Origin of the sequence: Candidatus Poriferisocius sp. (assembly GCF_965204015.1) — a bacterium.
Lineage (GTDB): Bacteria > Actinomycetota > Acidimicrobiia > Acidimicrobiales > Bin134 > Poriferisocius.
The window spans coordinates 3,199,540-3,226,087 of sequence record NZ_OZ241965.1; the positions used below are offsets into that span (position 1 = coordinate 3,199,540).

Annotated in this window: 22 protein-coding genes; 9 read left to right on the plus strand and 13 right to left on the minus strand. The window is 68.0% G+C overall.

The window, feature by feature from the left end; translation table 11 throughout:
- Positions 1–9 precede the first annotated feature (9 nt).
- From ACOGJC_RS14375 to ACOGJC_RS14390, 4 genes are read right to left on the minus strand one after another with little or no spacing between them, the layout of a single operon-like run.
- Entirely contained in the window at positions 10–1,197 is a 1,188-nt protein-coding gene (locus ACOGJC_RS14375; RefSeq protein ID WP_419845682.1) for a cytochrome P450, read from the minus strand.
- An 11-nt stretch (positions 1,198–1,208) separates the two neighbouring features.
- Positions 1,209–2,261, minus strand: a complete 1,053-nt coding sequence (locus ACOGJC_RS14380; RefSeq protein WP_419845683.1) for a TIGR03617 family F420-dependent LLM class oxidoreductase — start codon at positions 2,259–2,261, stop codon at positions 1,209–1,211.
- Between the two features lie 28 nt (positions 2,262–2,289).
- Positions 2,290–3,168, minus strand: a complete 879-nt coding sequence (locus ACOGJC_RS14385) for a proteasome assembly chaperone family protein (RefSeq protein ID WP_419845684.1) — start codon at positions 3,166–3,168, stop codon at positions 2,290–2,292.
- Positions 3,165–4,211, minus strand: coding sequence for a phosphotransferase family protein (locus tag ACOGJC_RS14390; protein ID WP_419845685.1), 1,047 nt, complete (start codon positions 4,209–4,211; stop codon positions 3,165–3,167). Before ACOGJC_RS14390 ends, ACOGJC_RS14385 begins: the two co-directional genes overlap by 4 nt.
- Before the next feature lie 35 nt (positions 4,212–4,246).
- Here ACOGJC_RS14390 and ACOGJC_RS14395 point away from each other — a divergent pair, with 35 nt between their 5' ends.
- From ACOGJC_RS14395 to holA, 5 genes are all read left to right on the plus strand, one after another.
- Complete coding sequence (locus ACOGJC_RS14395; RefSeq protein ID WP_419845686.1) at positions 4,247–4,951, plus strand: tetratricopeptide repeat protein; 705 nt, start codon at positions 4,247–4,249, stop codon at positions 4,949–4,951.
- Between the two features lie 83 nt (positions 4,952–5,034).
- Positions 5,035–5,721 (plus strand): helix-hairpin-helix domain-containing protein, encoded by a 687-nt coding sequence (locus tag ACOGJC_RS14400; RefSeq protein WP_419845687.1) that lies wholly within the window; start codon positions 5,035–5,037, stop codon positions 5,719–5,721.
- A 47-nt stretch (positions 5,722–5,768) separates the two neighbouring features.
- Positions 5,769–7,556, plus strand: coding sequence for a ComEC/Rec2 family competence protein (locus ACOGJC_RS14405; RefSeq protein WP_419845688.1), 1,788 nt, complete (start codon positions 5,769–5,771; stop codon positions 7,554–7,556).
- A gap of 10 nt (positions 7,557–7,566) precedes the next feature.
- Positions 7,567–8,409: a dihydropteroate synthase gene (folP, locus tag ACOGJC_RS14410; RefSeq protein ID WP_419845689.1), complete on the plus strand. Its 843-nt coding sequence runs from the start codon at positions 7,567–7,569 to the stop codon at positions 8,407–8,409.
- Between the two features lie 31 nt (positions 8,410–8,440).
- A complete protein-coding gene (gene holA / locus ACOGJC_RS14415) occupies positions 8,441–9,454 on the plus strand; it encodes a DNA polymerase III subunit delta (RefSeq protein ID WP_419845690.1) in 1,014 nt (337 codons plus the stop codon).
- A gap of 20 nt (positions 9,455–9,474) precedes the next feature.
- On the opposite strand, the gene rpsT is transcribed toward holA, so the two are convergent.
- On the minus strand, positions 9,475–9,744 hold the full coding sequence (gene rpsT, locus ACOGJC_RS14420) for a 30S ribosomal protein S20 (protein WP_419845691.1): 270 nt from the start codon (positions 9,742–9,744) through the stop codon (positions 9,475–9,477).
- A gap of 75 nt (positions 9,745–9,819) precedes the next feature.
- Between rpsT and lepA the strand changes: the two genes are divergently transcribed.
- The 4 genes from lepA to ACOGJC_RS14440 all read left to right on the plus strand — a co-directional run bounded on the left by lepA (position 9,820) and on the right by ACOGJC_RS14440 (position 14,492).
- A complete protein-coding gene (gene lepA, locus ACOGJC_RS14425) occupies positions 9,820–11,610 on the plus strand; it encodes a translation elongation factor 4 (protein ID WP_419845692.1) in 1,791 nt (596 codons plus the stop codon).
- Positions 11,611–11,671: 61 nt separating this feature from the next.
- Complete coding sequence (gene hrcA, locus ACOGJC_RS14430; RefSeq protein WP_419845693.1) at positions 11,672–12,685, plus strand: heat-inducible transcriptional repressor HrcA; 1,014 nt, start codon at positions 11,672–11,674, stop codon at positions 12,683–12,685.
- 3 nt (positions 12,686–12,688) lie between these two features.
- Positions 12,689–13,816 (plus strand): molecular chaperone DnaJ, encoded by a 1,128-nt coding sequence (dnaJ, locus tag ACOGJC_RS14435; RefSeq protein ID WP_419845694.1) that lies wholly within the window; start codon positions 12,689–12,691, stop codon positions 13,814–13,816.
- Positions 13,797–14,492 (plus strand): RsmE family RNA methyltransferase, encoded by a 696-nt coding sequence (locus ACOGJC_RS14440; RefSeq protein ID WP_419845695.1) that lies wholly within the window; start codon positions 13,797–13,799, stop codon positions 14,490–14,492. Before dnaJ ends, ACOGJC_RS14440 begins: the two co-directional genes overlap by 20 nt.
- On the opposite strand, the gene ACOGJC_RS14445 is transcribed toward ACOGJC_RS14440, so the two are convergent.
- From ACOGJC_RS14445 to ACOGJC_RS14480, 8 genes are all read right to left on the minus strand, one after another.
- Positions 14,489–15,802 carry a citrate synthase gene (locus tag ACOGJC_RS14445; RefSeq protein ID WP_419845696.1) on the minus strand — a complete coding sequence of 438 codons (1,314 nt, stop codon included), beginning with the start codon at positions 15,800–15,802 and terminating at the stop codon, positions 14,489–14,491. The two genes, ACOGJC_RS14440 and ACOGJC_RS14445, sit on opposite strands and share 4 nt — an antisense overlap.
- Positions 15,803–15,860: 58 nt before the next feature.
- The gene (locus ACOGJC_RS14450; protein WP_419845697.1) at positions 15,861–17,240 is read right to left on the minus strand and encodes an acyl-CoA carboxylase subunit beta; all 1,380 of its coding nucleotides are present in this window, start codon (positions 17,238–17,240) and stop codon (positions 15,861–15,863) included.
- Between the two features lie 25 nt (positions 17,241–17,265).
- Positions 17,266–18,168 (minus strand): LysR family transcriptional regulator, encoded by a 903-nt coding sequence (locus ACOGJC_RS14455; protein WP_419845698.1) that lies wholly within the window; start codon positions 18,166–18,168, stop codon positions 17,266–17,268.
- Positions 18,169–18,231: 63 nt separating this feature from the next.
- Positions 18,232–20,505 carry an aconitate hydratase gene (locus ACOGJC_RS14460; protein ID WP_419845699.1) on the minus strand — a complete coding sequence of 758 codons (2,274 nt, stop codon included), beginning with the start codon at positions 20,503–20,505 and terminating at the stop codon, positions 18,232–18,234.
- Positions 20,506–20,604: 99 nt separating this feature from the next.
- On the minus strand, positions 20,605–21,507 hold the full coding sequence (locus ACOGJC_RS14465) for a lysophospholipid acyltransferase family protein (RefSeq protein WP_419845700.1): 903 nt from the start codon (positions 21,505–21,507) through the stop codon (positions 20,605–20,607).
- Positions 21,497–23,110 carry a lactate racemase domain-containing protein gene (locus tag ACOGJC_RS14470; protein ID WP_419845701.1) on the minus strand — a complete coding sequence of 538 codons (1,614 nt, stop codon included), beginning with the start codon at positions 23,108–23,110 and terminating at the stop codon, positions 21,497–21,499. The genes ACOGJC_RS14465 and ACOGJC_RS14470 overlap by 11 nt, the downstream gene beginning before the upstream one ends.
- Positions 23,107–25,419 (minus strand): HAD-IB family hydrolase, encoded by a 2,313-nt coding sequence (locus ACOGJC_RS14475; RefSeq protein ID WP_419845702.1) that lies wholly within the window; start codon positions 25,417–25,419, stop codon positions 23,107–23,109. Before ACOGJC_RS14475 ends, ACOGJC_RS14470 begins: the two co-directional genes overlap by 4 nt.
- Before the next feature lie 74 nt (positions 25,420–25,493).
- The gene (locus tag ACOGJC_RS14480) at positions 25,494–26,534 is read right to left on the minus strand and encodes a D-alanine--D-alanine ligase family protein (RefSeq protein WP_419845703.1); all 1,041 of its coding nucleotides are present in this window, start codon (positions 26,532–26,534) and stop codon (positions 25,494–25,496) included.
- Between the last annotated feature and the right edge of the window lie 14 nt (positions 26,535–26,548).

A 26,548-nucleotide genomic window follows, 5' to 3' on the forward strand; every position in this document is an offset into this window, starting at 1 on the left:
AAACCGCCGCTAGACGTCCCAGACCACATGAAGCTCCTCTGGGCCGCGGAACGCCACCCCCCGGATGAGCGGCGGTTCGGCGTCGGGGTCGAGGCGCAGCCCTGGCAGCCGATCGAGAATGGCTGGCAGCGCCACCCGCATCTCCAGGCGGGCCAGGTGCATGCCCAAGCACAGGTGCCGGCCCCAGCCGAACGCCATGTGGGGCACCGGCTGCTCCCGGTCGGGATTCCAGCGGTCGCCGTCGGGGTACACCCTTTCGTCGCGGTTGGCCGACGTCATGGTCATCATCAGCCGGGTGCCCGCCGGGATCGGGCAGCCATCCACCTCGGTGTCCTCCGTGGCTTCCCGGGTGGCCAGGGGGGCTGAACTCTCCCACCGCAGGGTCTCCTCGATCACCTGGTCGAGGAGCGACCAGTCGGTCTGGAGCCGGTCGAGCCAGCCGTCGTGGGTCAACAGCACGGTCAACGCGATGCCCAGCTCCCGGGAGGTGGTCTCGGCCCCGGCAGGCATCAGCAGCAGCAAGAAACCGTAGATGTGCTCGTCGTCAAGGCGCTGTCCGTCGATCTCGGCGTGGATGATGTCGCTGATCAGGTCGTCTCGAGGGTTGACCTTGCGGTCCTCCACGATAGGACGGAGGTAGTCCCTCATGGCCTGGGAGGCCTCATGGCCTACTTCTGGATACAGGGGGCCGGCGCTCACCTGCTCAGACCACAAGCGGAACTGGTCGGCGTCGTCCAGCGGCACCCCCATGATCCCGGCGATCACCCGAGTGGGGAACCGCTGGGTGAGCTCGGCCACCAGATCGGCCCGCCCCCGAGGAGCGATGCCGTCGAGTAGCTCGTTGACTATGGGCGCCACCAGCTCGGTCTCCCAGCGGGCCAGCGCCGACGACCGGAACGCCCGGGACACCAGCCCCCGATAGGCGGTGTGCTCGTCGCCGTCCATGCCCAGCATGAGCGGCCCCATGAACGGGCCCATCGACTCGGCCACCACCCGGGTGGAGAACACCGCGCTGTTGCGCAGCACCGCCTCGGTGTGGTCACGGCGGTACAGGTTCAGCATGCGCCCGCCGAAGCCGTCGTCGCGCACCTCGGGGGGCTCGGCCCGGCCTCGGTCCCACTCCTTGTGGGGGTTGATGGCGGCCTCTTCGGCCTGGGCCAACCCCTCGTGAAAGTCCGACGGCTCCTGCGCATCCATAGCCGAAGACTCTATTCGGGCGACCGTCCCGGGATGGCTCGAAGCGCCTCGCGCACTTCGGCCCACGGTCCGTTGGAGCGGAGGCCCTGGCCGAACGACATGCGGTCTATCAGCCCTCCGTAGCTGGCGGCCACACCGCGGGCCAGGTTCTGGGGCTCGGCCACGACGCCGAACGTTCCCAGCATGGTGTCGTCGATCACGTCGGCCATCTCAACCCACTGGCCCTGCTTGGACATGCGGTTCAGTTCGTCTTGGGCGTCGCCCCAGCCGTGGTGGTCGAGCACCGGGCGGTAGGCGGGCGTCGAGCCGTAGAAGGCCAGTTGCTGGCGGGCTGCCTGGGCGGCCGAGGCCATCTCCTCCTCGGTTTCGCCAGTGACGATGAACACCGGCATCGACACTTCGATGTCCATGGGATCGCGGCCCGATCGGGCGGCCCCCCGCTCGAGGGCGGGCAGCGACACCTCCCGCACGTAGCTCGGGGTGGTGAACCCGTGGCTGATCCAGCCATCAGCCGACTCGCCGGCCGCCTCGGTCATGAGGTCGCCCACCGCGGCCAGGTGGATGGGGGGCTGGCCGAAGGGATTGGCGCCGGGGCTGAACATCGGCGTCATGAGGGTGTGCTGGTAGAACTCGCCCCGAAACGACAGCTTCTCACCGGTCTCCCAGCATTCCCAAATGGCCTTGATGGCGTCAATCATCTCCTTCATGCGGGCCGCGGGATGAGACCAGGGCATGGAGAATCGCTTGGTGATGTGGGGCTTGATCTGCGAGCCCAGCCCGAGAATGAAGCGCCCGCCGGAATAGGCCTGAAGATCCCACCCCAGGTTGGCCAAGATCATCGGGTTGCGGGCGAATGACACCGCGATCGAGGTGCCGAGTTGAATGCGGCTGGTGTGCTCAGCGGCCAGCACCAGCGGCAGGAACGGGTCGTGGTCGAGCTCGGCCGACCAGACCCCGTCGTAGCCGGCGGCCTCCAAATTGCGGGCGTTTTCGGCGGCATCGCCTAAAGGCCCGACCGACCCCTTTCTGGCCGCTCTGGTGACTAGGCCTCCGTCTAGCTTCATGTTCTGTCCTCTCGGGTGGTGGGCGTGGTCACTTGCTTTCGTCCTGGTCGCGCAGGAAGCGCTCCAGTTCTTCGGCCAACTCGTCGCCGCTGGGGATTTCGTTGCCTTGTTCTCCCACCGCGGTGTCGTAGGCGCTTTCCAGCTGGCTGAGCAGGCGCTGGTGGCTGGCGTTTTGGGCGATCATGGTGTCGAGCCGCCTCGAAACTTCCAACCCCTCGGCGATCAGCGGCGCCGGGTCGAACCGGAGGTCGGCGGCGGCTCGCAGTCCCTGGAACAGCGCTGCGGTGCCGGCCGGGAACGGCGAGCCGGCCGCGTAGTGGGGCACCTGGGCCCACACCGATACCGTCTCCATACCCGAAGCCTCGAATCGCTTGGCCAGCACCGCGCTGATACCAGCGGGAACTTCCAGGGTTCCCTGGGGGGCGCCGAACCGCTCGATCAGCTCGGGGGAGGTGCCGGTGGCCGACAACCGCACCGGACGGGTATGGGGTACCGCCGCGGGGTAGGCGCCGATCGACACCGTCCGGGCCACCCCCAATTGCTGCACCAGATCGTCGACCGCCGTGCAGAACGCCTGCCAGCGGAAGTCGGGCTCGGGGCCGCGGAGGATCAAGAACTCCCGCTGGTCGAGGTCGCTCACCACCTGGAGTTGTATGGCCGGCCAGCTGATGTCGTCCACCCGGCCGTCTCGAACCGTCATGGTGGGACGACGGGCCCGGTGGTCGATGAGCAGATCGGCATCGAAGCTGGCCACCGGCCGCTCGTCGTGGCCCTTCACCATGATCTCAGCGGCGTGGCGCATGCCAAAACCGGCATCCACCCACCCGTCTAGGGCGATCACCAGCACAGGATCGGCAATGTCCACTTGGTCGGGTTCCAAGTACACGGTTGCCAGATCGCTGCTCATGCCACTTGCTCCGCGGCAACGGTGGCCATCTCGGTGAGCGCGTCCACCCGGGCGGCGAAGCTCTCGGCCCCCTGGGGCGGGGCTTTGTCGCCCATCGCCCCGCCGACATACCGGCTGTACACCCCTTCGAGGATGCAGGCCAGCTTCCAGTAGCCAAAGGCCATGTAAAACCCGAAGTTGTCGATGTCGCGCCCGGACGCCTCCGAGTAGAGGTCGAACATCTCGGCTCGGCGGGCGAATCCGGCCTCGCTGGTGGGGGGATCGTCCAATGCCGACTCGGGGTCGTCGGGCTCAGCCCAATACACCAGAAGCTGGGCCACATCGGCGTTGCGGTCGCCCAGAGTACACAGCTCCCAGTCGAGCACGGCCAAGACCTGGCCCTGGTCGTTCAACATGCAGTTGTCCAGGCGGTAGTCGCCGTGGACGATGCCGGCCTCTCCCTGTTCGGGGATGCGGGCCACCAGATGGTCGTGAACCTCTTGGATCTGGGGTCGGTCCTGGGTTTTGGATTCCTCGAACTGGCGCAGCCAGCGCCGGAGCTGGCGGGCGATGTAGTCCTCCTTGCGCCCGAGGTCGCCCAGTCCCACCTCGTCCACGTCCACCGCGTGGATGTGGGAGAGCGTCTCGGCAATCGACTTGGAGGCGGCCCAGCGCACTTCCGGGGCCAGCCCAGCCGCATGTTTGCGGTTGCGCACGACCCTGCCGTCCACAAAGTCCATGACATAGAACGGGCGGTCGTTTATCTGTTCGTCTTCGCACAATCCGAAGGCTTGGGGCACCGGCACGTCGGTGTCGGCCAGGGCGGCGATGATCTTGTGCTCCCGGCCCATGTCGTGGGCGGTGGCCAGCACCTGATACAGCGGTGGCCGACGCAGCACGTAACGCTGGCCGTCGGCGCCGGTGGCCTTGAACGTGAGGTTGGAATGCCCGCCGGCGATCAGCTCGAACGACAGCGGCAGGACCACGCCGGGCACGTGGGCCTCGAACCACGCGCTGACCGCGTCGTACTGAATTCCCCGGATGTGGTCCATGCGGAAGGTCACGCTAGCGTTCAATCTGGTTCAATGAGAGGTAGCCGATGGCTGATGTGACTGATGCGACGTTTGCGACTGAGGTAGTCGAGCGCTCCCATACCGTGGCGGTGGTGGTGGATTTGTGGGCGCCGTGGTGCGGGCCGTGCAAAACCCTCGGGCCGATCCTGGAGCAGGCAGTGGCGGCCACCGGCGGCGCAGTGGAGCTGGCCAAAGTCAACGTGGACGACAACCCCCAGACGGCCCAGGCCTTTCAGGTGCAGAGCATCCCCGCGGTGTACGCGCTGCGCGACGGCAAAGTGGTGGACGGGTTCATCGGCGCCCAGGGCGAGGCCGCGGTGGCCGAGTTCGTGCAGCGCTTGCTTCCCACCGAGCAGGAGAGCGAAGTGGACGCGCTGGTGGCCGCAGGCGACGAGGCCTCTCTTCGGCGGGCCTTGGAGCTCGACGCCGACCATGAGGGCGCCGTGGTGGGACTGGCTGAATTGCTGGTGGCCCAAGAGCAGGGCGAGGAGGCTCTCGTCCTCCTGGAGCGGATTCCCGAGACCGCCGAGGTCCGCCGGGTGGCCGCTCTGGCCCGCACCGGCGTCGGGGCCGGCAACGGCGATTTCGAAGCCCGGCTAGAGGACCTGCTCGGCCAGGTGAAGGCCGACCCGATTGCCCGACAGGAGTTCGTCGACTTGTTGGAGATCATGGGCGCCGACGATCCCCGCACCTCCGTCTACCGCCGTCGCCTCACCACCCAGCTCTACTGAGCGACAGTAATTCTCATTTAGTGCTGATATTGTAGAGGTACTTCCCCTCTTGCTGAGACGGCGCGCCGCGCCCGGAAACAACCATGGAGCACCCATCGCTTCCTCCTCCTCGGTTGACCCCGGCGGAGCGGGTTCGGGAGATGTGGGACGACTACCGCCATCTGATCACCGGTCCCCGGCTGCTGATGGCGGGGGCCGGACTCGTGATAGCCATCGCCGTGGCCGCCTACCTGATGGTCGGTGCCAATGGCGCTCCCCGACCAGAGGCAGTCATTCCCATGGCCACGCCTTTGCCGGCCCCCTCGACTCCCATGGCCGAGCCGACCCCAATCCTGGTTCACGCTGCCGGTGCGGTCCAGGCCCCGGGGGTGTACCTCTTTCGGGGAGAGGCCCGAGTCCACGACTTGGTCACCGCAGCCGGGGGGCTGACCACAGATGCCGACTACGACCGGGTCAACCTCGCTGCTGTGCTTTTCGACGGGCAGTGGATGTACTTCCCTCGGTTGGGCCAGACCACCGTGCCCGCTCCGGTCGGTGGAATCGGGTCGACTGGCGGCGGCAGCGGGCCCGCTCGATCTGGACCTCTCAATCTCAACACCGCCAGCGCTGAGCAGTTGGAGTCTCTGCCGGGGATAGGGCCGGCCATTGCCGCAGCCATCATCGAGTACCGCCAGGGCAATGGCGGGTTCGCCTCAGTTGACGGGTTGCTGGCGGTGTCGGGCATTGGTCCCAGCAAGCTTGAGTTGATCCGCGAGCTCGTCGCCGTGTGAGCGCCCGACCGCGATGAGTGACCGACGGCGATGAGTGACCGACGGCGATGAGTGACCGGCACGCAGTAGCCCTCGCCGTGGCCGCCATGGTCGGCGCGTGGTGGTCGGCGGCTGTTCCGCTGATCCCGGCGATCGCCCTCGGCGTGGTGGCCTTGGCCGTCCGCAAGCCGTGGCTGCTGGTGGCTGTGGTTATGCTGCTCAGTTCTTCGCTGGGGGCCCGGGCCTGGGCCGGCCTCGACCCGGTGGCGCCCGCGGCCTACCGCGGCGAGGCCACCTTGGTGTCCGATCCGGTTCCGGTGGGCCAGGGAATGCGGGTTGACGTGCGGTCGAACGGACGGCGCTATGAGGCGTGGGCCTACGGCCGAGCCGCCCGCGACCTGAGCGAGCGGCTGGCCGGAGACCGCATCACGATCACCGGCAGTGTCCGCCCGATCCAACCCCTTCCCCACTACCAAGCGGCTCGCCACATCGCCAACCGGCTGAGCATCGACCGCATCCACAGCCACGCAAGCGGGTCACCGCCCTACCGGTTGGCCAACTGGCTGCGCCGGACCATCGCCGGAGGAGCAGAGTCGCTGGACGACGACCGCCACTCGTTGTTTACCGGGCTGTCCTACGGCGACGACCGCTATCAGTCGCCGGTGGTGTCCGACGACTTCCGGGCCGCCGGTCTCACCCACCTGCTGGCCGTGTCGGGCCAGAACGTGGCCTTCGTGCTCATCTTGGCCCGCCCTTTGATCGAGCGGTTCGACTATCGGGGCCGCTGGGTGCTCACCCTCGGAGTCATCGGTTTCTTCGCGCTAGTCACCCGGTTCGAGCCCTCGGTGCTGCGGGCCACCGTGATGGCGGCCATCGCGGCCACCGCCACCCTGCTGGGACGCGACGCGTCCAGTCGCCGGGTGCTGGCCCTGGCCGTGGCGCTGTTGGTGCTGGTCGATCCGCTGTTGGTCCATTCGGTGGCCTTCCGGCTGTCGGTGGCCGCCTCCGCGGGCATCATCTTGTGGGCGCCCCGCCTGGCCGAGCGCCTCCCCGGTCCTCGGTTGTTGGCCGAAGCGCTGGCTGTGACCGTCTCGGCCCAGTTGGCCGTGTCGCCGCTGTTGATTGCCACCTTTGGCGGGGTGCCGGTGGCCTCTCTGCCCGCCAACCTGCTGGGCGCGCCGGTCGCCGGGCCGATCATGATGTGGAGCCTGTCGGCCGGGGTCGTTGCTGGACTGGCGGGCGGCCCACTGGCCCATGTCATCCATTGGCCCACCGACATGGGAATCGGCTGGATTCAGTCGGTAGCCGGCTGGGCGGCATCAGCTCGACTCGGCGAGCTTCGAATTCCACACCTGCTGGTCGTGGTCGTCGGCGTGGCGGGCTGGTGGTTGGCCCGGCGACGATTGCTGCGGGCGGTGGCCGCGGCCTCGCTGGCCGCGGCCCTGCTCTTGCCAGCGCTGGCCCTGCGGGTCTCGGACCCTCCATTCCACGCCGAACTCGACTCCGGGGTCGAAGTGTGGCGGGAGCACAACACGACGGTGGTGGCGCTCGGATCCAATCGCTCCACCGAGAGGCTGCTGGAGGATCTGCGCCGTGCCGGTGTCGGTGCCATCGACCTGGCCGTGGCCGACCGGGGCACAAGAGCCCAGCGCGACCAGGTCATTGCGCTGAAAGAGCGGATGTGGGTGGGAGCCGTCGTCGCCCCGCCCGGCCATCGGATCGGCGGCGCCACCACCGTGCGCGTCGGCCAGCGCATATTGGTCGGCAGCCTCGATGTGGCCGTGGCGTCCCACGATCCCCGGCTGGTGGTGACCGTCACTTCGTCGGCATCCCAAACCGTCGCCGGCGCGGTGTAGCGTCGCCGTCGTGATCGTGGAGCTCGGGTCCCATCGCTTTGACGTGACCACCCGGGCCCTGGTGATGGGCATCTTGAACCGCACGCCCGACTCGTTCTACGACGCCGGCCGGTACTGGGACTTCGACGCCTTCTTGGCCAAGGCAGACAAGCTGGTGGCCGAGGGGGCCGATTTCTTGGACGTTGGCGGGGTGAAGGCCGGACCCGGACCGGAGGTGACCGAGGCTGAGGAGATGGACCGGGTGGTGCCGGCCATCGAGGCGCTGAAGAAGCGCTTCGACCTGCCCCTGTCCGCGGACACCTGGCGGGCGTCGGTGGCCCGGGAGAGCTACGCCGCCGGGGCGGTGGTGGGCAACGACATCAGCGGTTTCGCCGACCCCGACTATCTCTGCGCTGCCGCCGAAGCCGGGGCCTCGGTGGTGGCCTGCCACGTGCGTTTGGCTCCCCGGGTGGCCGATCCCGAACCGGAATACCACGACCTGATGGGCGAGGTGAGTCGGTTTCTGGCCGAGCGGGCCCGGTGGGCGGTGGACGCGGGCATTCCCCCCCAGCGGGTCATGCTCGACGCCGGTCACGACCTGGGCAAGACCCCGCAAATGTCGGCTGAGCTGCTTCGCCGGACCGACGAGATGATGGCGTTGGGCTACCCGCTCTTCCTGTCGGTGTCCAACAAGGGTTTCTTGGGGGCGCTGACCGGTACCGAGGTGGGGGACCGGCGGGAGGCCACACTGGCCGCCCACGCCCTGGGAGTTGGTTTGGGCTGTCGAGTGCTGCGGGCCCACGATGTGGCCGGCACCCGTCGGGTGGCCGACTTCATGAGTTCAGTCCTTCAACACCAGCGGGAGAGCCCATGAGCGTGGTTTCAACTGGTCGGGAGGACTCCCCATGACTGCCACCGTGGTCCTGTTGCACGGGGGTGACGACGTATTGCTGTCGGGCGCGGTGCGCGACCGGGTGGCCGAGCTGGTGGGTGACGGTGATCGTTCTTTGATGGTGGCCGAGCTGACCGAGGCCGCCTACCTGGAAGACGAGGACTATCACATCGCCCCGCTGGTGGACGCGGCCCAAACCCCGCCGTTTCTCACCGACCGGCGGGTGGTGGTGGGCCGGGAGCTGGGCCGGTTCTCCGCCGCTGACTCCCTCGCCCCCCTGCTGGGCTACCTGGAGAATCCGCTGGACACCACCGATCTGGTGCTGGTGTGGGAGAAGGGGCCGGCACTCCAGAGGCTGGGCGCGGTGCCCAAGCGCTTGTCGGAGGCGGTGGCCGCGGCCGGCGGGGGAGTGATCGGCGCCGGGGTTCCCCGGGGCCGTGACGGCGCTTCCCAATGGATGGACGAACAGATCGCCGCGGCGGGACTGCGGCTTAGGGCCGGGGCCAAGCGGCTGCTGGCCGATCACTTGGGAGAGGACTTGAGCCGCCTGCCCGCGGTGCTGGCCACCCTGGCCTCTACCTATGGACCGGATCGGGCGTTGGAGGCCGACGATGTGACCCCGTTTGTGGGGGAAGCCGGATCGGTGCCCCCCTGGGAGCTGACCGACGCGGTGGAGTCGGGCAACATCCCTGAAGCCTTGGAGAAGCTGCACCGGATGCTTCATGCCGGGGGCCGCAACGAGATGCAGGTGCTGGCCTCGCTGCACAACCACCACGCCCGGCTGCTGCGCCTCGACGGCACCGAAGCCGCCGACGAGAAGGAGGCGGCCGAGCTGCTGGGCATCAAGGGCTCCACCTTCCCGGCCCGCAAAGCACTGCGCCAAACCCGCAAGCTGGGGGCCAAGAGAGTGGCCCGGTCGATCGAGCTGCTGGCCCAAGCCGACTTGGATCTCCGGGGGGCCACCGCGATTCCTCCGGAGGCGGTGCTGGAGGTGCTGGTCGCCCGCCTGACCCAGCTCAACCGCTAGAGGCTGAGGGCTGGTACGGCCTACTCGGCCTGTAGCCGCGCCAGGCGCTTCATCAGGCGGGATTTCTTGCGGGCCGCGGTGTTGGGGTGCAGCACGCCCTTGCTGGCCGCTTTGTCGATGCGCTTGATGGCCATGCGGGCGGCCTCGGCCGTCTCGGCGGCGTCGCCCTGTTCCGCGGCAGCCTCCGCGGTCCGAGTGCGGGTGATGATCTCCGAGCGCACGGCCCGGTTGCGCTGACGGCGCTTCTCGTTCTGGCGGTTGCGCTTTATCTGGCTCTTGATGTTTGCCACAGAATGACCACACTACCGCCCGCTTCGTCCCAGTAACCACATGGGAACCAAGGGGCGGTAGCGTTTCTGGTTGTCGTGTCCCTAGATCTCTCTCGAATCCGCAACACCTCGATCATCGCCCACATCGACCACGGCAAGTCCACGCTGGCCGATCGCATGCTGGAGATTTGCGGGGCGGTCGACCCCCGGGAGATGCGCGCCCAATACCTCGACTCCATGGACCTGGAGCGGGAGCGGGGCATCACCATCAAGCTCCAGAGCGTCCGCCTCGACCACGACGGCCATGTGATCAACCTCATCGACACCCCCGGCCACGTGGACTTCGGCTACGAGGTGAGCCGATCTCTGGCGGCCTGCGAGTCGGTGATCCTGCTGGTGGACGCGGCCCAGGGCATCGAGGCCCAGACGCTGGCCAACTGCTACCTGGCCATGGAGAACGAGCTCGAAGTGGTGGCTGCTCTCAACAAGATCGACCTGCCCGCCGCTGAGCCCGAGCGTCGGGCCGCCGAGATCGAGCAGGTTCTGGGCATCGCCGCCGAAGACGTGCTGCACATCAGCGCCAAGACCGGCGAGGGCGTGGCCGAGTTGCTCGACGCGGTGGTGGCCCGCACTCCGCCCCCGGTGGGCGATCCCGACTCCCCGCTCCAGGCGCTGATCTTCGATTCCCACTTCGACCAGTACCGAGGGGTGGTCAGCTCGGTGCGGGTGATGAACGGGCGGCTGGGCTCGGGGGCCAAGATCCGATTCATGCAAGCCCGCACCGACCGGGAGGCCGACGAGATCGGGGTATGGAGCCCCCAGCCCACGCCGATCGACGAGCTAGGGCCGGGAGAGGTGGGTTACCTCATCGCCGGCATGAAGAACGTGGCCGAGGCCCGCTCAGGCGAGACCGTCACCACCGCCCGCGACGGCGCGGCCGACCCATTGGCCGGCTACCAGGAGCCCAAGTCGATGGTGTTTTGCGGCCTTTATCCCATCGACGGCGACGAGTTCGCCGCCCTGCGCGACTCCCTGGAGCGGTTGCGGGTGAGCGACTCCAGCTTCAACTACCAGCCCGAGTCGTCGGGCGCCCTGGGGTTCGGCTTCCGCTGCGGCTTTCTCGGGCTGCTCCACATGGAGATCGTGCGGGAGCGCCTGGAGCGGGAGTTCGGCCTCAGCCTCATCGCCACCGCACCCTCGGTGGCCTACCGGGTGGAGCTGGACAACGGCGATGAGCTGGAGGTGGACAACCCTTCGGCCATGCCCCCGGCAGCCGAGATCCGGGGCATCCAAGAGCCCATGCTAGCCGCCACCATCATCGCGCCCGCCGACCACACCGGCACCCTCATGGAGCTGTGCCAGGCCCGCCGGGGAGAGATGAAGAAGCTGGAGTACCTGTCGCCCGAGCGGGTGGAGCTGGCCTACCGGCTGCCGCTGGCCGAGGTGGTGGTGGACTTCTTCGACCAGCTCAAGAGCCGCACCCAGGGCTACGCCAGCCTCGACTACGAGCCCGACGGCTACACCGCGGCCGACCTCACCAAAGTGGACATCTTGCTCCAGCACGAGCCGGTGGACGCCTTCAGCTCCATCGTCCACCGGGATTCGGCCTATTCCTATGGCCGGCGCATGACCACCAAGCTCAAGGAGCTGATCCCCCGCCAGCAGTTCGACGTGCCCATCCAGGCGGCCATCGGCGGCAAGATCATCGCCCGCGAGACGGTGAAGGCCTTCCGCAAAGACGTCACCGCCAAGTTGTACGGCGGCGACGTGACCCGCAAGCGCAAGCTGTTGGAGAACCAGAAGGCGGGCAAGAAGAAGATGAAGGCCATCGGCCGGGTGGACGTGCCCCAGGAGGCGTTCATTTCCGCCCTTCGGCTCGACGATTGAGGCGATCCGGTCGGCGTCTGCTGGGTGGCCCATCGGGCCAGGCCGGTAGTATTCAAGCCTTATGGGAACCCAAGGCGAGACGCTCTCGGCCCGCAAGGCCGCGGTGCTGAGGGCCGTGGTGGAGGGATACATCTCCACCACCCAGCCCGTGGGCTCCTCCCATGTCTCTGAGATGGCCGACTTGGGCGTCTCCCCGGCCACGGTCCGCAACGAGATGCTGGCCCTGGAGCAGGCCGGATACCTGAGCCAGCCCCACACCAGTGCGGGCCGCATTCCCACCGAGAAGGGCTACCGCCATTTTGTGGACACCCTCACCGATGTGTCCGGCACTCTGGGCCGCACTGAGCGCCAACAGGTGCGAGCTTTCTTCGACACGACCCACAGCGAGCTCGAGCAGATGCTGGCCGACACCAGCGCCCTTTTGGCCGACCTCACCGCCTATGCCGCCTTGGTGGTGGCCCCCCAGCACTCCACCGCCACCATCCGGTCGGTGAACTTGGTGGACCTGTCGGAGCGTCTGGTGATGGCCCTGGTGGTGTACGAGAACGGGTCGGTGGACAAGCGCACCATCGAGGTGGACCGGCCGGCCGACTCGATGGAGATGGCACGGGCGTCTACCCAGCTCACCGACCTGCTGGCGGGAAGCCCGGCCGGTGCCCTGCGAGATCGCGGGCTGGCCTATGCCCTGACTCCGCTGGCGGCCCGGGTGCTTGACTCGCTGGCCGATCTCAGCGACGCCGAGGAGCAGCTCTACGTGGGCGGGGCGGCCAGCGTGGCCGGGCTGTTCGACGCCACCGAGACGGTTCGCTCGGTTCTGGGAATACTGGAGAAGCAGTTGGTGGTTGTGTCGTTGGTGAGAGACATCCTGGATCGAGGCCTCACGGTGGCCATCGGCTCAGAAACCGGAGTGGCGCCGTTGGCCGAGTGCTCGCTGATCGTGGCCCCCTACGAAGTCGCCGGCCAGCCGGTTGGCTCCATCGGGGTGCTGGGCCCCACCCGCATGAACTATCCCCAGGCACTGGCGGCGGTGGCGGTGGTGAGCCAGAACCTGGGCCACAGGCTGTCGGCCCCCTAACCCATGGCTTCTGACTTCTACGAGCTGCTCGGCGTGGGCCGAGACGCCACCGAGGACGACCTCAAAAAGGCGTTCCGCAAGCTCGCCCGCCAATACCATCCCGACGCCAACCCCGACAATGCCGAAGCCGAGGCCCGGTTCAAGGAGATCGCACTGGCCTATGAGACGCTGAGCGACCCCCAAAAGCGGGCCCACTACGACCGCTTCGGCACCGCGCCGGGAGCGGCCGGTGGGGGTGACCCGTTCTCGGGCATGAACCTGAACGACATATTCGACGCCTTTTTTGGGGGCTCGAACCCGTTTGGCGGCAGCCCGTTTGGCACTGCTGGCGGGCGGGTGCGGACCGGTCCGCAGCGGGGTGCCGATCTCGAGGCGGTGCTGACCCTCGAATTCGAAGAGGCGGTGCTGGGCACCGACGCCGAGGTGACCGTGCGCACCGCCACCGTGTGCGAATCGTGCGACGGCCGGGGCGCAGCTGAGGGCACCCAGCCGGTCACCTGTGGCACCTGCGACGGCATGGGCCAGGTGCAGCGGGTGCGCCAGTCGATTCTCGGCCAGATGGTGACCCGCACGGTGTGCGAGACCTGCTCGGGGTCCGGCGAGGTGATTTCCGACCCGTGCCGTGAGTGCGGGGGCGATGGCCGGGTAGTGGGCGACCGGGACTACACGGTGACCGTGCCCGCCGGTGTGGGCCACGGGTCAACGCTGCGAGTGGCTCGCCGGGGCGCGGCCGGGCCTCGGGGCGGCCCTCCCGGCGACCTGTACGTGCACATCGAGGTGCGACCTCACCCCCGCTTCGAGCGCGAGGGCGACCATTTGGTTGATCACCTCAACCTGACCATGGTCCAAGCCGCCCTCGGGGTCAACATCAAGTACGAGACGCTCGACAGCGTGGAGGATCTGGACATCCCCGCCGGCACCCAGACCGGTCAGGTGTTCCGCATCAGAGGCCGAGGCGTGCCCCGCCTAGAGGGCCGGGGCCGGGGAGATCTCTTGGTACAGGCGGTTGTGGAGACCCCCACCGGGTTGAGCGACGAGGAGATCGACCTGCTCCACCAGCTAGCCGAGCTGCGGGGCGAAGAGGTGGCGCCCACCACGAGGAAGCGACGCCGTGAAGCCCGGCGGAAGTGACGGCCCCCACGTATTCGTCGAAGACCTAGAACGCCCCGAGCTGCGCGACGAGGACTATCACCATCTAACGAAATCACTGCGGCTGCGGCCCGGCGACCCCTTCACTGCTTCTGATGGGGCAGGTTCATGGCGGGTGTGCCGCCTGGGGTCCGGTCCTGAGGGCGAGCCTGAGCCAATCGGCGAGGTGGTGTTCGTGGAGACCCCCCAGCCGCCCCTCACCATCGGCTTCGCCCTCATCAAAGGAGGCCGCCCCGAGCTGGTGGTGCAAAAGCTCACCGAATTGGGCGTCGACGCCATCGTCCCGTTCACCGCCGAGCACAGCGTGGTTCGCTGGGAAGCTGACCGGGCCACCCGCCACACCGAGCGCCTCCGCCGAGTGGCCCGAGAAGCAGCCATGCAAAGCCGCCAAGTCCGCCTCCCCGAAATCGGCGAGCCCACCGACTTCGCCACCCTCGCCGCCCACCCCGGCACCATCCGAGCCGACATCACCGGCACCCCCCCATCCCTCACTCACCCCACCGTCCTCATAGGCCCCGAAGGCGGCTGGTCAGAAACCGAACGCCACCAACTAGGCGCCATCCGCCTCAGCTCATCCGTACTGCGCTCGGAGACAGCGGCCATCGGAGCGGCCGCACTGCTCACCGCCCTTCGCGACGGATTGATGTCGGCTTACTAAGAGCGCTCGCCAATTGGCGTGTAGTTGCGCTCTTTGGAGCCGGTGTAGACCTGGCGGGGTCGGGCTATGCGGCTGTCTTGTTCGAGGAGCTCTACCCAGTGGGCCAGCCAGCCGGCGGTGCGGGCGATGGCGAACAGCACGGTGAACATCTCGGTGGGGAAGCCCATCGACTGGTAGATGAGGCCGGAATAGAAGTCCACGTTGGGATACAGCCGGCGGCTCACGAAGTAGTCGTCGGCCAGGGCCACTTCTTCCAGCTTGAGGGCGATGTCGAGCAGCGGGTTGGAGCCGGTCACCTCGAACACGTCATAGGCCGCTTGCTTGATGATCCGGGCCCGGGGGTCGTAGTTCTTGTACACCCGGTGGCCGAACCCCATCAGGCGGGTTTGGCCGGCTTTGACCGCTTTGATGAACGGGTCGATGTTCTCGTAGCTGCCGATCTCGTCGAGCATCTCCATGACGGCCTGGTTGGCTCCGCCGTGGCGGGGTCCGTACAGCGAGCAGGCCGCGGCGGCGATCACCGAGTAGGGGTCCGTATGGGCGCTGCCCACCACCCGGGCGGTGCTGGTGGAGCAGTTCTGCCCGTGATCGGCGTGGGTGATGAGCAAAAGGTCGAGCGCCCGTCTGAAGGCTGGATCGCACTCATAGGTGGGCTCGGCGATCTTGAACATCATCGACAGGAAATTGGAGGCGAAGTCCAGATTGTTGTCGGGGTAGACGAACGGCAGGCCGGTGTTGAACCGGGCCCCGGCGGCGGCCACGGTGGGCACCTTGGCGATGAGCCGCACAATCTGGTGCATGCGGTTCTCGGGGTCTTCGATCTCCTTGGCCTCGGGATAGAAGGTGGACAGCGCCGCGATGGTGGACACGAACATGCCCATGGGGTGGGCGTCGTGGAGGAACGACTCCATGAACCGCTTGCGGAAGCGCTCATGGATATAGGTGTGGTGGGTGATCTCGTCCATCCACACGGCGTATTCGCCGGGGGTGGGCAGTTCGCCGTGGAGCAACAGGTAGGCCACCTCCAGATAGGTGGAGTGCTCGGCAAGCTGCTCGATGGGGTAGCCCCGATAGCGAAGGATCCCGTTCTCGCCGTCCACCTCGCTCACCGCGCTGGTAGTGGCCGCAGTAGTGCTGAAGGAAGGATCCAAGAACCAGACGTTGGGGAGTAGTTTGCGCCACGCTGCGGCATCCACACCACCGTCGACAATCGGAACCTCTATTGCCTCACCGGTCCGATTGTCGGTGATTGTTATGGACTCAGGCACGCACGGCTCCTTTCCCTGCTCCCTCCGGCGCTGCCGCAGCATACCCCAGGATGCCGCGATGGCCCTAGGGAGAGCGCTTCGCTGGGGTCGAAGAGGGATGTCAAAGGGGGGTGTTGTCGTGGCGGCGGCGGGGGAGGGCCTCCCGCTTGGACTCCAGCAGCTCCAAGGCCGCGGCCACCTCCGCCCGGGTGTCGGCCGGGTCGATCACCGCGTCGATCGAGCCCCGCTCGGCCGCGATGTAGGGGTTCAGGTAGCGCTCCTCGTAGGCGGCCTCCAGCTCGGCCCGCTCCTCGGGGCTGGACCGGCGGTGGACGATCTCCACCGCTCCCCGGGCGCCCATTACCGCGATCTCCGCTGAGGGCCAGGCCAAAGCGATGTCGTTGCCCATGTGACGGGAGTCCATCACGATGTAGGCCCCGCCGTAGGACTTGCGCAGGGTCACGTTCACCCGGCCCACCGTGGCCCGGGCATAGGCGAAGGCCAGCTGGGCGCCGTGGCGGATGATGCCCCGCCACTCCAGGTCCTTGCCCGGCTGGAAGCCCGAGGTGTCCACAAAGGTGACCAGCGGCAGGTTGAAGGCGTCGCAGAACGACACGAACCGGGCGCCCTTCTGGCTGCACGCGATGTCGAGGGTGCCGGCCAGGCTCTGGGGCTGGTTGGCCAGTATCCCCACCGGGCGACCGGCCACGGTGGCGAAGGCGCACACCAGGTTGGCGGCCCAGTCGGCTTTGTATTCCAAAAGGTCGCCGTCGTCGGCCACCGCCCGGGCCACGTCGCGCACGTCGTAGCTGCCCAGCGGCGATTCGGGCAGCAGGTCGCGCAGTTCCGGGGTGGGGCGATCGATGGGGTCGTCAATGGGCCAGCGGGGGGGCAGCTCGTCGGCGTGGGCGGGCAGCAGGCTCAACAGCGCGCCCACCAGATCCGAGGCGGCCTCTTTGTCCTCCACCAGGAAGGCGGCCACACCGCTGCGGCGGGAAAGCTGTCCGGCGCCGCCCAGGGTCTGGTTGCTGATGGCCTCTCCGGTGAACTGGGTAACCATGCGAGGTCCGGAAACAAAGGCGTAGCTGTCTTCGGTGGCGATGGCGATATCGGCCAGGCCCAGCAGCAGGGCGGGCCCCGATACGGCCGGACCGGTGGCGCAGAAAATGATGGGCACCTGTCCTGAGCAGTTCACCACCGCCTTGGCCACCCGTCCCCATCCCATGGTGGCCGCGATGCCCGAGTCGATGTCGGCGCCCGATGAGGAGATGAATCCCACCAAGGGAAGGCGGCGCAGAAGGGCCTCCTGGGCCGCCCGCTCCAGAGTCTCGCTGTCGGCCGGGCTCAGGGCCCCGCGGTCGGCATCGTTGTCCTCCACCTCGAAGGCCACGCATTCCCGGCCGTCGTAGGAGTCCAGCCAGGCTCGGGCCGATCCCGGTGACCCGGCCCGCAGCGGGACCCTGTTCGGGCGATTCCCGGTGGCAGTCGTGGCATCAGACATGGTCGGCATCAGTCTCGCACTGGGCTCAGCTCGGGTACACCCCGGCCTGGTCATAGCCGTGGGTGCCCACCACCTCGAAGATCACGTCGCGCACCGCCCGGGTGATGGCCGACGGGGCGACCTGGCGACTGAAGATCATGCCCACCGAGCGGGGGACCAAGCCAGTGATGGGGATGCGCCGCCACGGGCCGTCGTCGGGAGCGGCGGTGGCCGGCAGGATGGCCGCGCCGAACCCGTCGTGGACCAGGGTGGCGATCATCCGCATGCCGTCGATCTCCGCCCGGGTGGTAAGCACCACGCCCTGTTTCTTGAGCTCCGAGTCGATCTCGTCCCGAAAGGCAGTGCCCTCCGGGGTCAACAGCAGCTCATGGCTGGTCAATTCGGTGGGCGTGACTGATGATTTGCGGGCCAGCGGGTGGTCGGGCGGGGCGATGAGCAGGCGGTCTTCTTCGAACAGCTCTTCAACCCGGATCTCCGACTCGCGCAGGGGCAGGTTCACCACTGCGCTGTGCAGGTGCCCGGCCACAACCTGGGGGAGCAGGCTGGTGGTGGTGGCGGTCAGCACCTGGAGCCGGATGTTGGGATAGGTGGCCTCCAGCGCGGGCAGCACGATGGGGATCAGCCATCGGGCGGTGGAATCGATGATGCCCAGCCGGGTGACGCCGGAGATGTCATCGCGCATGGCGGCCATGTCGTCGGCGATGGCGTCGGTCTCGGCCCGGATGCGCCGGGCTCTCGCCACCACCGCCTCCCCCTCCTCGGTGAGGGTGCCGGCGTCGCGGTCCACCAGGCGGGTGCCCAGTTCCTCCTCCAATCGGGCGATGTGCTTGGACACGTTGGACTGCACGGTGTGCAGCGACCGGGCCGCTTTGGAGAACGTCTTGTGCTCGGCTATCGCCAACAATGCATCGAGCTGGCGGATGTCCATAGTGGCAAATCTACGGTCAGCGGTGGGAGCGGATGTCCATAGCGGCTGGGGCGGCGGGCCCGGTCAGCCCTTAGTTCGCTGGCGGATCAGGTTCAGCGCGCTGCCCGCCTGGAACCACTCGATCTGATCGCGCGACAGGGTGTGCTCGGTGGTGATCTCGATGGTGGTCCCGTCGGGCTTGGCCACCTGGACCCGCACGGGGGTGCCGGGGGCCAGCTCGGCCAGATCGAGAATCGAGATTCGGTCGTCCTCGCCGATGTGGTCGTAATCGTCGGGGTTGGAGAAGGTGAGGGCCAAAACGCCCTGCTTTTTGAGGTTGGTCTCGTGGATGCGGGCGAACGACCGGGCGATCACTGCCGCGCACCCCCGGAAGCGGGGCTCCATGGCGGCGTGCTCCCGTGACGAGCCCTCGCCGATGTTCTGGTCGCCCACCACCACCCAGCGCTGGCTCGCAGCGTGGTAGGCGGCGGCGACGTCGGGGAACGACCCGGTGGAGCCGTCGAGCTGGTTCTTTCCCTCGCCGACTGCTCCGGTGAAGGCGTTAACCGCTCCCAGGTACAGGTTGCCGGAGATGTTCTCCAGGTGCCCCCGATAGCGCAGCCACGGCCCGGCCATGGAGATGTGGTCGGTGGTGCACTTGCCCTGGGCCTTGAGCAGCACGGGCAGATCGGTGAAGTCCTCGCCGTCCCAAGCGGCAAACGGCTCAAGCAGCTGGAGCCGCTCCGAGTCGGGCGACACCCGCACCTCCACCGCGCCGCCGTGGGCGGGCGGGGCGACGAACCCGCTGGCGCCGGGGTCGAAGCCCTGGTCGGGAAGCTCGGTGCCCGGGCCCACCATGAGCGCCACTTCGGTGCCGTCGGGGGCGGTGATGGTGTCGTTGGCCGGGTCGAAGTCCAGCGTGCCGGCCAGGGCCAGGGCCACCACCGTCTCTGGGGAGGTCACGAAGGCGTTGGTGGAGGCGTAGCCGTCGTTGCGCTTGGGGAAGTTCCGGTTGTAGCTGGTGACGATGCTGTTGGGGGTGCCCTCGGCCACGTCGTCGCGGCTCCACTGGCCGATGCACGGTCCGCAGGCATTGGCCAAAACGGTGGCCCCGATGGCCTCCAGGTCAGCCAACAGGCCGTCGCGCTCGATGGTGGCCCGCACCTGCTCGGAGCCGGGGGTGACCATGAGGGGCGACTGGGCGGTGAGCCCGTGGGCTGCGGCGTGGCGGGCGATGCTGGCCGCCCGAGTGATGTCCTCGTAGCTCGAGTTGGTGCACGACCCCACCAAGGCGGCGCTCACCTCCAGAGGCCAGCCGTTCAACTTGGCCTCGGCCCCCAGCTCGCCTACCGGGCGGGCCCGGTCGGGTGTGTGGGGACCGTTGATGTGCGGTCCCAGCTTCGACAGGTCGATCTCCACCACCCGGTCGAAGTAGCCGCCGGGGTCGCCTAGCACGGCGTCGTCGGCGCGCAGGTTGTGGGCTGCGGCGTTGGCCGCGTCGGCCACGGCCTCGCGGCCGGTGGCCTTAAGGTAGCGGGCGATGGCGTCGTCGTAGGCGAACAGCGAGGTGGTGGCGCCGATCTCGGCCCCCATGTTGCAGATGGTGGCCTTGCCGGTGGCCGACAGCGAGTGGGCGCCCGGCCCGAAGTACTCCACGATGGCGCCGGTGCCGCCGGCCACGGTGAGGATCTCGGCCACCTTCAAGATCACGTCTTTGGGGGCGGCCCAGCCGTCGAGCTCGCCGGTGAGGTGGACGCCGATGAGCTTGGGCCAGCGCACGTTCCAGGGGAATCCGGTCATCACATCCACGGCGTCGGCGCCGCCCACGCCCACCGCCACCATGGCCAGACCACCGGCGTTAGGGGTATGGCTGTCGGTGCCGATCATCATGCCGCCGGGGAAGGCGTACTGCTCCAGCACCACCTGGTGGATGATCCCCGAGCCCGGCTTCCAGAACCCGGCGCCGTAGCGGGCGCACACCGACTCCAGAAAGTCGTACACCTCCTCGTTGTTGTCGAGGGCGGCGGCCAGGTCTCGCTTAGCGTCGATGCGGGCCGATATGAGGTGGTCGCAGTGGGTGGTGGTGGGCACCTGCACCTCGTCGAGCCCGGCGGTCATGAACTGGAGCCACGCCATCTGGGCGGTGGCGTCCTGCATGGCCACCCGGTCGGGGCGCAGATCCACGTAGGTGGCTCCCCGCTCCGGGGTGACAGTGGGGTCGTCAAGGTGGTTGACCAGGATTTTCTCGGCCAAAGTTAGTTCCCGGCCAAAACGCGCCCGGGCGGCGTCGACCCGCTCGTCCAGGGTGGCGTACACGTTTTCAATCAGCTCAATGGGGGTGGAGGCGGCTACCGGCATACCTCCGATCCTACGGGCTTTCCGGCGAAATGGCCGTGTCGCAGAACCGGCCGTTTGAGGGGTATTACTTGGTCCAGTAGCGGTGTTGGCCCACGGGTATTACTTGGGCCAGCGGCGGTGTTGGCGGCGGGAGCGGGGGGAGCGGTCGCCGAGGGCCCAAGCCCGGCGCCAGGGGGAGACGTTGGGGCCGGTGAGGCCGGGGGTGGTACCGGCGTGGGCTCGGCGGCGGGCTTGGTACCAGTCGGTGGAGCACTCGTCGGCCAGGGTGGCCACGGCTACCTCGATGCGGGCCGCGAACCGTCGGGCGTTGTCTTCTTCGGTGGGTACTAGGGGATCGCCGAACGTGATCGTGGTGGCCGACACCTTGGGCACGTTGCGGCCCTTGGGCAGGATGCGATCGGTGCCCTCCACATGGACCGGTACCACCGGCACACCGCAGCGCACGGCCAGATAGCCGGCCCCGCCCAGGAAGGGCTGGCCCCAGCCATCCGGGCTTCGCCCGCCCTCGGGAAAGATGAGCAGGCTCCAGCCGTCCTCGATGAGCGACGCGGCCAAACGGGCCGAGCGCCGTCCCACTTTGGAGCGCTCGATGGGGATGGCTCCGATGACCAGGGCCGACGCCGCCGATTTGAGCGCCCCGGTGAAGAAGTAGTCCGACGCCGCGCCCACCACCAGCCGGTTTCGCCACTTGGGGGGAATTGAGGTGAACAGCAGGGGAGTGTCGATGTGGCTGTGGTGGTTGGCGGCGAAGATCACCGGCCCCTCCAGGCGCTCCAGCCGGTCGAGCCCCTGGCGCTGGGGCCGGGCCAGAGCGGCCATGGCCGGTTGCATCACGACTTCGGTGATAAGCCGCCGGGCCGCTCGGGCCGCTGGCTTGCGGGCCCAATCGGTGTCGTAGTCGGCCCCCCGTTTCTTGGATTCGGGCGCAGGCGGTACTCCGACGGGCGGTCGGGCCGCCCGGTAGGGGAAGTCCAGCTTCGAGATGGCGCGTCTAGCTGACATCGGCCATCAGGATCGGGGGGTTGTGGAGGTGGGTGACGGTGGGCTGGCGGCCCACGGTGTCGCTGGCGATCTCCAGGGCGTCTTGGAGCGTGGACGCCGGGCGGAAGCCCATGCGCTGCACCGCCCGGGTGTCGCCGCCCACGATGATGACCTCGCCCAGGTGCTGAAGAGCATGCGCCCCCCAGTACCACATGTAGAAGGGGTGGACCCCGTGGTAGGCGTACGAGGTGCGGTACAGGTGGATGTACCACTCGTCTTCGGCGAACTGGCGCTCGTATTTGGCCTCGATCTCCACCGGGTCGGTGGTGTCGGCCAGCACCTGCTCGAAGAAGTCGATGTAGCTGGGGTGGTGCACCGGGTGGAACTCCCACCGGGTGGGGTGTCCCATGATGACCACGCCGCCCTCCCGCACCAGCGGGCGGCCCCGGTAGAGGTTGAAGAAGTAGCCCAGCCCCAGGCACATGACCAGGATGGGGTTCATCACCGAGTTCACGTTGTAGGGGCAGATGTAGGGCAGGCCCATGGTCAAGATGTCGGTCTGGCCCTCCACGGGCACCAGGTGCTGGGCGTACACGTTCTCGGTGGTCACCTTGTGGACGGCCTCCACTTCGCCGGCCTGCACCGAGGTCAGCTCGTAGGGGGCCCGCCAGGACTGGAAGATCTGCCGGGCCATCTGGGGCGGGGCGTATTTGAGGCCCGACGTCATGGCTACGAACGCGGCCCGGTCTTTGGCGTTCCACTCCCACTCCCGTTTTTGGAGCATGGCCAGCGGACCGTCCACCCCGAAGGTGTTGTTGTTGACCGTGGTCTCGATCTGGAAGATCTTCACCCCGGCGTCGCGCAGCACCTTGCCCATGCGCCAGTTGGAGGCGTGCAGCTCAGAGCGGTGCTGGTCCATGAAGGAGCGGGACTCCTGCATGGTCTTGACGTTGTGGTGGTGGCGCAGCCCCTGGTAGCCGGCCAGGCCGGTGGCGGTGCTCTTGTGGCCGCCGTCCATGGCCACCAAGTTGATGTTCACGTACACCACCAGATCGCTGTCGGCGGCCCGCTTGGAGAACTGCACCTCCTCGCCGTGGGGGGTGGTACCCAGCATGACCATGCCGTCGGGATCCTCGGCGTCATGGTTGTAGAGGCACCCAGAGGGGGCGAAAGCGTCATAGGTGCGGTCGCCCACCGCATGGCGCAGCTCGGCCTCGGTCATGCGCCGGTGCAGGGCCAAAGCGGCGATGACGTGGACATCGTCCACCCCGGCCGCCGCGGCCATCTCCAGCACCTGCTCGATCACCATCTGGCGGATATCGGGTCGGCGCATGGGCGGCAGCGGCAGGGAGATGTCGTCGAAGGCAATGGTGAGCTTCATGCCCGGCCGCAGCTGGGCGGGCAGCGGATCCTGGTCGATGGGGTTGAGCAGCGCCCGGCGAATCGCCCCCTCGGGATCGGCCAGCCCCAGCAGCGGCTCGGCGGGATAGACGACCCGGCTGCGCCCGGCGGGGAGCTTCTCGGTGCGGAACCCCTCGCCGTGGTGGAACAGGATCGGCGGGGTGGAGCGGTCCACCTCGAGCACCATGCCCGGACGGGGGGTGGGCCGAACCCGGTCTTTCATGATGCCTTCCGGGCCCCGATGGGCAACAGCTTGCGGGGGCCGCCGGGCGCCTTGTCGAAGTACTCGATGAGCCACCCCCGCTTGCGGGCCAGCATGGCCAGCTTGGGCTCGGGGTTCACCGCCACCGGATAGCCCACGGCCTCAAGCAGGGCCAGGTCGCTGGCCGAGTCGGCGTAGGCCACCGACTCCGACATGAGCAGCCCCTCGGCATTGGCGAAATCCCGCAGCACCTCGGCCCGCGACTCGCTGGTGGGCGGCACCTCGGCTAGTTGGCCGGTGTAGATGCCATTGGAGTGGGCCAGCTCGGCGCACACGATGTGATCGAACAGGGGGCGCAACGGCTCCACGATGAAGTCCAGCGCGCCGGTGATGAGCACCGTGGTGTGACCGGCAGCCCGGTGTTGGCGCACCCGGCGGATGGCGGCGGGATAGGCCTGGGTCAAGATCAGATCGCTGAACATCTCGCCGGAGTCCTCGGCCATCTGCTCCACCGGCGCTCCCTCGTAGCGACGGTAGAAGTGGCGAAGGAAGTCGCTGCGGTCCCGGTGGTCCAGCGCCAAAAGCGACGGCGCCTCCAGCAAAATCTTGGCCACCAGCCGGGCTCGGTCGTCGAGGGGGAGGCGCCGAGTGGCCAGCCAGCCGTAGGCCATGACCACGTTGGCCGCGATGATGGTGTTCTCCAGGTCGAATGCCGCCATGTGCCGATCGGGGGACAGCACCTGGGCTCGCTGGCGGTCTTTGCGAGACGGTCCCGACCGCGTCGAAGGGGCCGTCTTGACCCGGCCCTGGGCCACCACGGTGGGCAAATGAATGTCGGTCACGTAGTGGGGCCAGTCGATGATCCGGGGGTCGAAGCAGTACAGCTCCTTGTCGTCGTCATCCAGGCTGTCCCACAGCTCGAGCAGCCGCTCTACTCCGAACAGGGCCTCGCACTCGGTGTAGGCCCCGTACAGTTCCACATAGCCCAGGGCTCGCTCTACCTGGTCGCGGCGCTCGTCGAGGTCGGCGGTGATCTCGGCCTGGCGGCCCCTGATGGGCAGCCGCCCCAGCACCCGCTCACCGGCGTTCAGCCCGGTCCGCAGCCGTTTGAGCTGGCGGACCACCCGGCCCCGGCCCGGATAGGTCCAGTTGGGCGGGGGGATGGGCTGGTCGCGGTCGTCATAGATGGGGTTCTCGCTGAACCAGCCGTGAGCCAGGTCGACCAGCTGGTTGAGCCGGAACGGGTTGATCGCGCCCGACGCCACCTGGATCACCGGTCGGTCGGGGTCGTGGCCTCGGGCGGCCACCGCGCAGATGGCCGCGGCCACCAGATCCACCGGGATCACATCCAGCACCCCCTGGGGGATGCCGGGGAAGTCGGTGAGCAGCCCCCGGCCGTAGCCGATGATGATGGGCTCGGCCATGCGGAACCCTCGGATCCACCCCGGGAACGGCTCGGCGTAGGCCGACTCGATGATCGACGGCCGCACGGTGGATACCTTCAGGTCGCCCTTGATCTCGGCCACCGCGGTTTCGGCCAGCGCCTTGGTGAAGGCGTAGGCATCGGGGAAGCCCAGCGAGGCGGCTCGCGACCGACCGGCCTCCACCATCTGGTCGTGGACCCACTTGCTGCGGAGCTGCTCGGTCTTAGCGGCCAGCGCCGGGGTGCCGGCCGCACCCAGTTCGTGGCGGGCCCGGCTGCGGAACTCCTCGAGGCGGCTGGGGTCACGGCTCTCGGTTTCGGTGGTGATGCGCCGGCGCTGGCTGGCTTCGGCTTCGTCTTGCCACGAAACCGGCACGTACATGGGACCGTCGGCCAGGGGCTCCTCAGGGGCGTTTCCCCGGCGGCTGCCGGCCACATAGCAGGTGGACACCGCGATGAAGTGGGGGGACGCCCCCATATCGTTCAGCATCTCCACCAGTCGAACCGGGCCCAAGAGGTTGACTTCCACCGCGGTGTCCAGCGGATTGTCGAACGCCACCGCGGCGGCTGAATGGACGACGATGTCACAGCCGGCGATCAGCTCCCGACCGGCGTCGTCGAGGCCCAGCCCGTCGATCCCCACGTCACCGGCCACACCGGTGATCCGCTCCTGGCACAGCCGCTCGAACTCGTCTGTGCCCATGTCGTCGCGCAGCCGGTCGAACACGTCGTTGCGGATGATCTCGCGGCGGATGCGCTGCTCGGCCCCCCGGCGGCCGGGGCGCACCAGCAGCACCAGCTCTACCTCGGGCATGCACCGCAACAGCCGCTCCACCAATGCGGTGCCCAAGAATCCGGTGGTGCCGGTGATCGCCAGCCGCTTGCCGGCCAGCGCATCAGAGATCATCGCAGTGTTTTACCAAATCCAGGGGGCATTCCCCGAATGCGCATGGGCAGTCCCGGCACCTGTTGTCCCGGCGCTCAGAGTTCGGTGCGGCCGTGTTTCTGGCGGCGTTCGTAGCGCTCGGTAGCCAACGCGACCAAAGTCTCGATGAGCTGCGGGTAGGGGAGGCCCGATGCCTCCCATAATTTGGGGTACATGCTGATGGGAGTGAAGCCGGGAATGGTGTTGATCTCGCTGAGCAGCATCCCCCGTCCGGCGGGCTCATAGAGGAAGTCCACCCGGGCCATGCCCTCGCATCGCAGGGCCTGGTAGGCGACTACGGCGAGGCGCTGGGCTTGTTCGGCAGCCTCGTCCGGGATCTCGGCAGGAACCAGCAGCTTGGCGCCGTCTGTGAGGTACTTGTCGGCGTAGTCGTAGAACTCGGCACCGGGCACGATTTCGCCGGGAATGGACGCCTTTGGCTCTTGGTTGCCCAGCACCGACACCTCGATCTCGTGGCCTGAGATGGCTTCCTCAACGATCAGCGTTTCGTCGTATTGGCTGCCCACCTTCAGGGCCTTGACGACGCCGGACTCGGTGGTAGCTCGGCTCACCCCCACCGACGAGCCCATGTTGGCCGGCTTCACGAACAGCGGCAGCCCCAGCTCGGCGATGGCCGTCTCGGCCACGGCTTCGACGTCGGCGCCGGCCGATGCCGTCTGGTACCGGCACTGGGGGAGCCCGTGCTGGGCGCACACCAGCTTGGCCATGGCCTTGTCCATGCACAGCGCCGAGGCCAGCACCCCCGATCCCACGTAGGGCACGTCGGCCACCTCCAGCAGACCCTGAAGAGTGCCGTCCTCGCCCATTGGCCCGTGAACCAGGGGGAACACCACCGTATCGGGCTCGGCGAAAATCTCGGCCGGGGCCACGCTGAGACCGTCGGCATCCAGCCGGTCGGGAAGAGGATCGGAAAGCTCGGCCAGCCGCCATTGCCCCTCTCGGGTGATGCCCAGCGCCACCACCTCGAAACGGTCCTTGTCGGCCGCGGCAGCCACATGGCGAGCCGACACGCAGGACACGTCGTGCTCGGCCGACCGGCCTCCAAAAAGCAGCACCAAACGGGTGCGGGTTCCCACAAGCCGACGGTACC

What these genes read in the sequence shown, in the direction of transcription:
- ACOGJC_RS14375 (WP_419845682.1), bottom strand. Translation starts at nt 1,197, where the DNA reads ATGGATGCGCAGGAGCCGTCGGACTTTCACGAGGGGTTGGCCCAGGCC.
- ACOGJC_RS14380 (WP_419845683.1), bottom strand. Translation starts at nt 2,261, where the DNA reads ATGAAGCTAGACGGAGGCCTAGTCACCAGAGCGGCCAGAAAGGGGTCG.
- ACOGJC_RS14385 (WP_419845684.1), bottom strand. Translation starts at nt 3,168, where the DNA reads ATGAGCAGCGATCTGGCAACCGTGTACTTGGAACCCGACCAAGTGGAC.
- ACOGJC_RS14395 (WP_419845686.1), top strand. Translation starts at nt 4,247, where the DNA reads ATGGCTGATGTGACTGATGCGACGTTTGCGACTGAGGTAGTCGAGCGC.
- ACOGJC_RS14400 (WP_419845687.1), top strand. Translation starts at nt 5,035, where the DNA reads ATGGAGCACCCATCGCTTCCTCCTCCTCGGTTGACCCCGGCGGAGCGG.
- ACOGJC_RS14405 (WP_419845688.1), top strand. Translation starts at nt 5,769, where the DNA reads ATGAGTGACCGGCACGCAGTAGCCCTCGCCGTGGCCGCCATGGTCGGC.
- holA (WP_419845690.1), top strand. Translation starts at nt 8,441, where the DNA reads ATGACTGCCACCGTGGTCCTGTTGCACGGGGGTGACGACGTATTGCTG.
- hrcA (WP_419845693.1), top strand. Translation starts at nt 11,672, where the DNA reads ATGGGAACCCAAGGCGAGACGCTCTCGGCCCGCAAGGCCGCGGTGCTG.
- dnaJ (WP_419845694.1), top strand. Translation starts at nt 12,689, where the DNA reads ATGGCTTCTGACTTCTACGAGCTGCTCGGCGTGGGCCGAGACGCCACC.
- ACOGJC_RS14445 (WP_419845696.1), bottom strand. Translation starts at nt 15,802, where the DNA reads ATGCTGCGGCAGCGCCGGAGGGAGCAGGGAAAGGAGCCGTGCGTGCCT.
- ACOGJC_RS14450 (WP_419845697.1), bottom strand. Translation starts at nt 17,240, where the DNA reads ATGTCTGATGCCACGACTGCCACCGGGAATCGCCCGAACAGGGTCCCG.
- ACOGJC_RS14455 (WP_419845698.1), bottom strand. Translation starts at nt 18,168, where the DNA reads ATGGACATCCGCCAGCTCGATGCATTGTTGGCGATAGCCGAGCACAAG.
- ACOGJC_RS14460 (WP_419845699.1), bottom strand. Translation starts at nt 20,505, where the DNA reads ATGCCGGTAGCCGCCTCCACCCCCATTGAGCTGATTGAAAACGTGTAC.
- ACOGJC_RS14465 (WP_419845700.1), bottom strand. Translation starts at nt 21,507, where the DNA reads ATGTCAGCTAGACGCGCCATCTCGAAGCTGGACTTCCCCTACCGGGCG.
- ACOGJC_RS14470 (WP_419845701.1), bottom strand. Translation starts at nt 23,110, where the DNA reads ATGAAAGACCGGGTTCGGCCCACCCCCCGTCCGGGCATGGTGCTCGAG.
- ACOGJC_RS14475 (WP_419845702.1), bottom strand. Translation starts at nt 25,419, where the DNA reads ATGATCTCTGATGCGCTGGCCGGCAAGCGGCTGGCGATCACCGGCACC.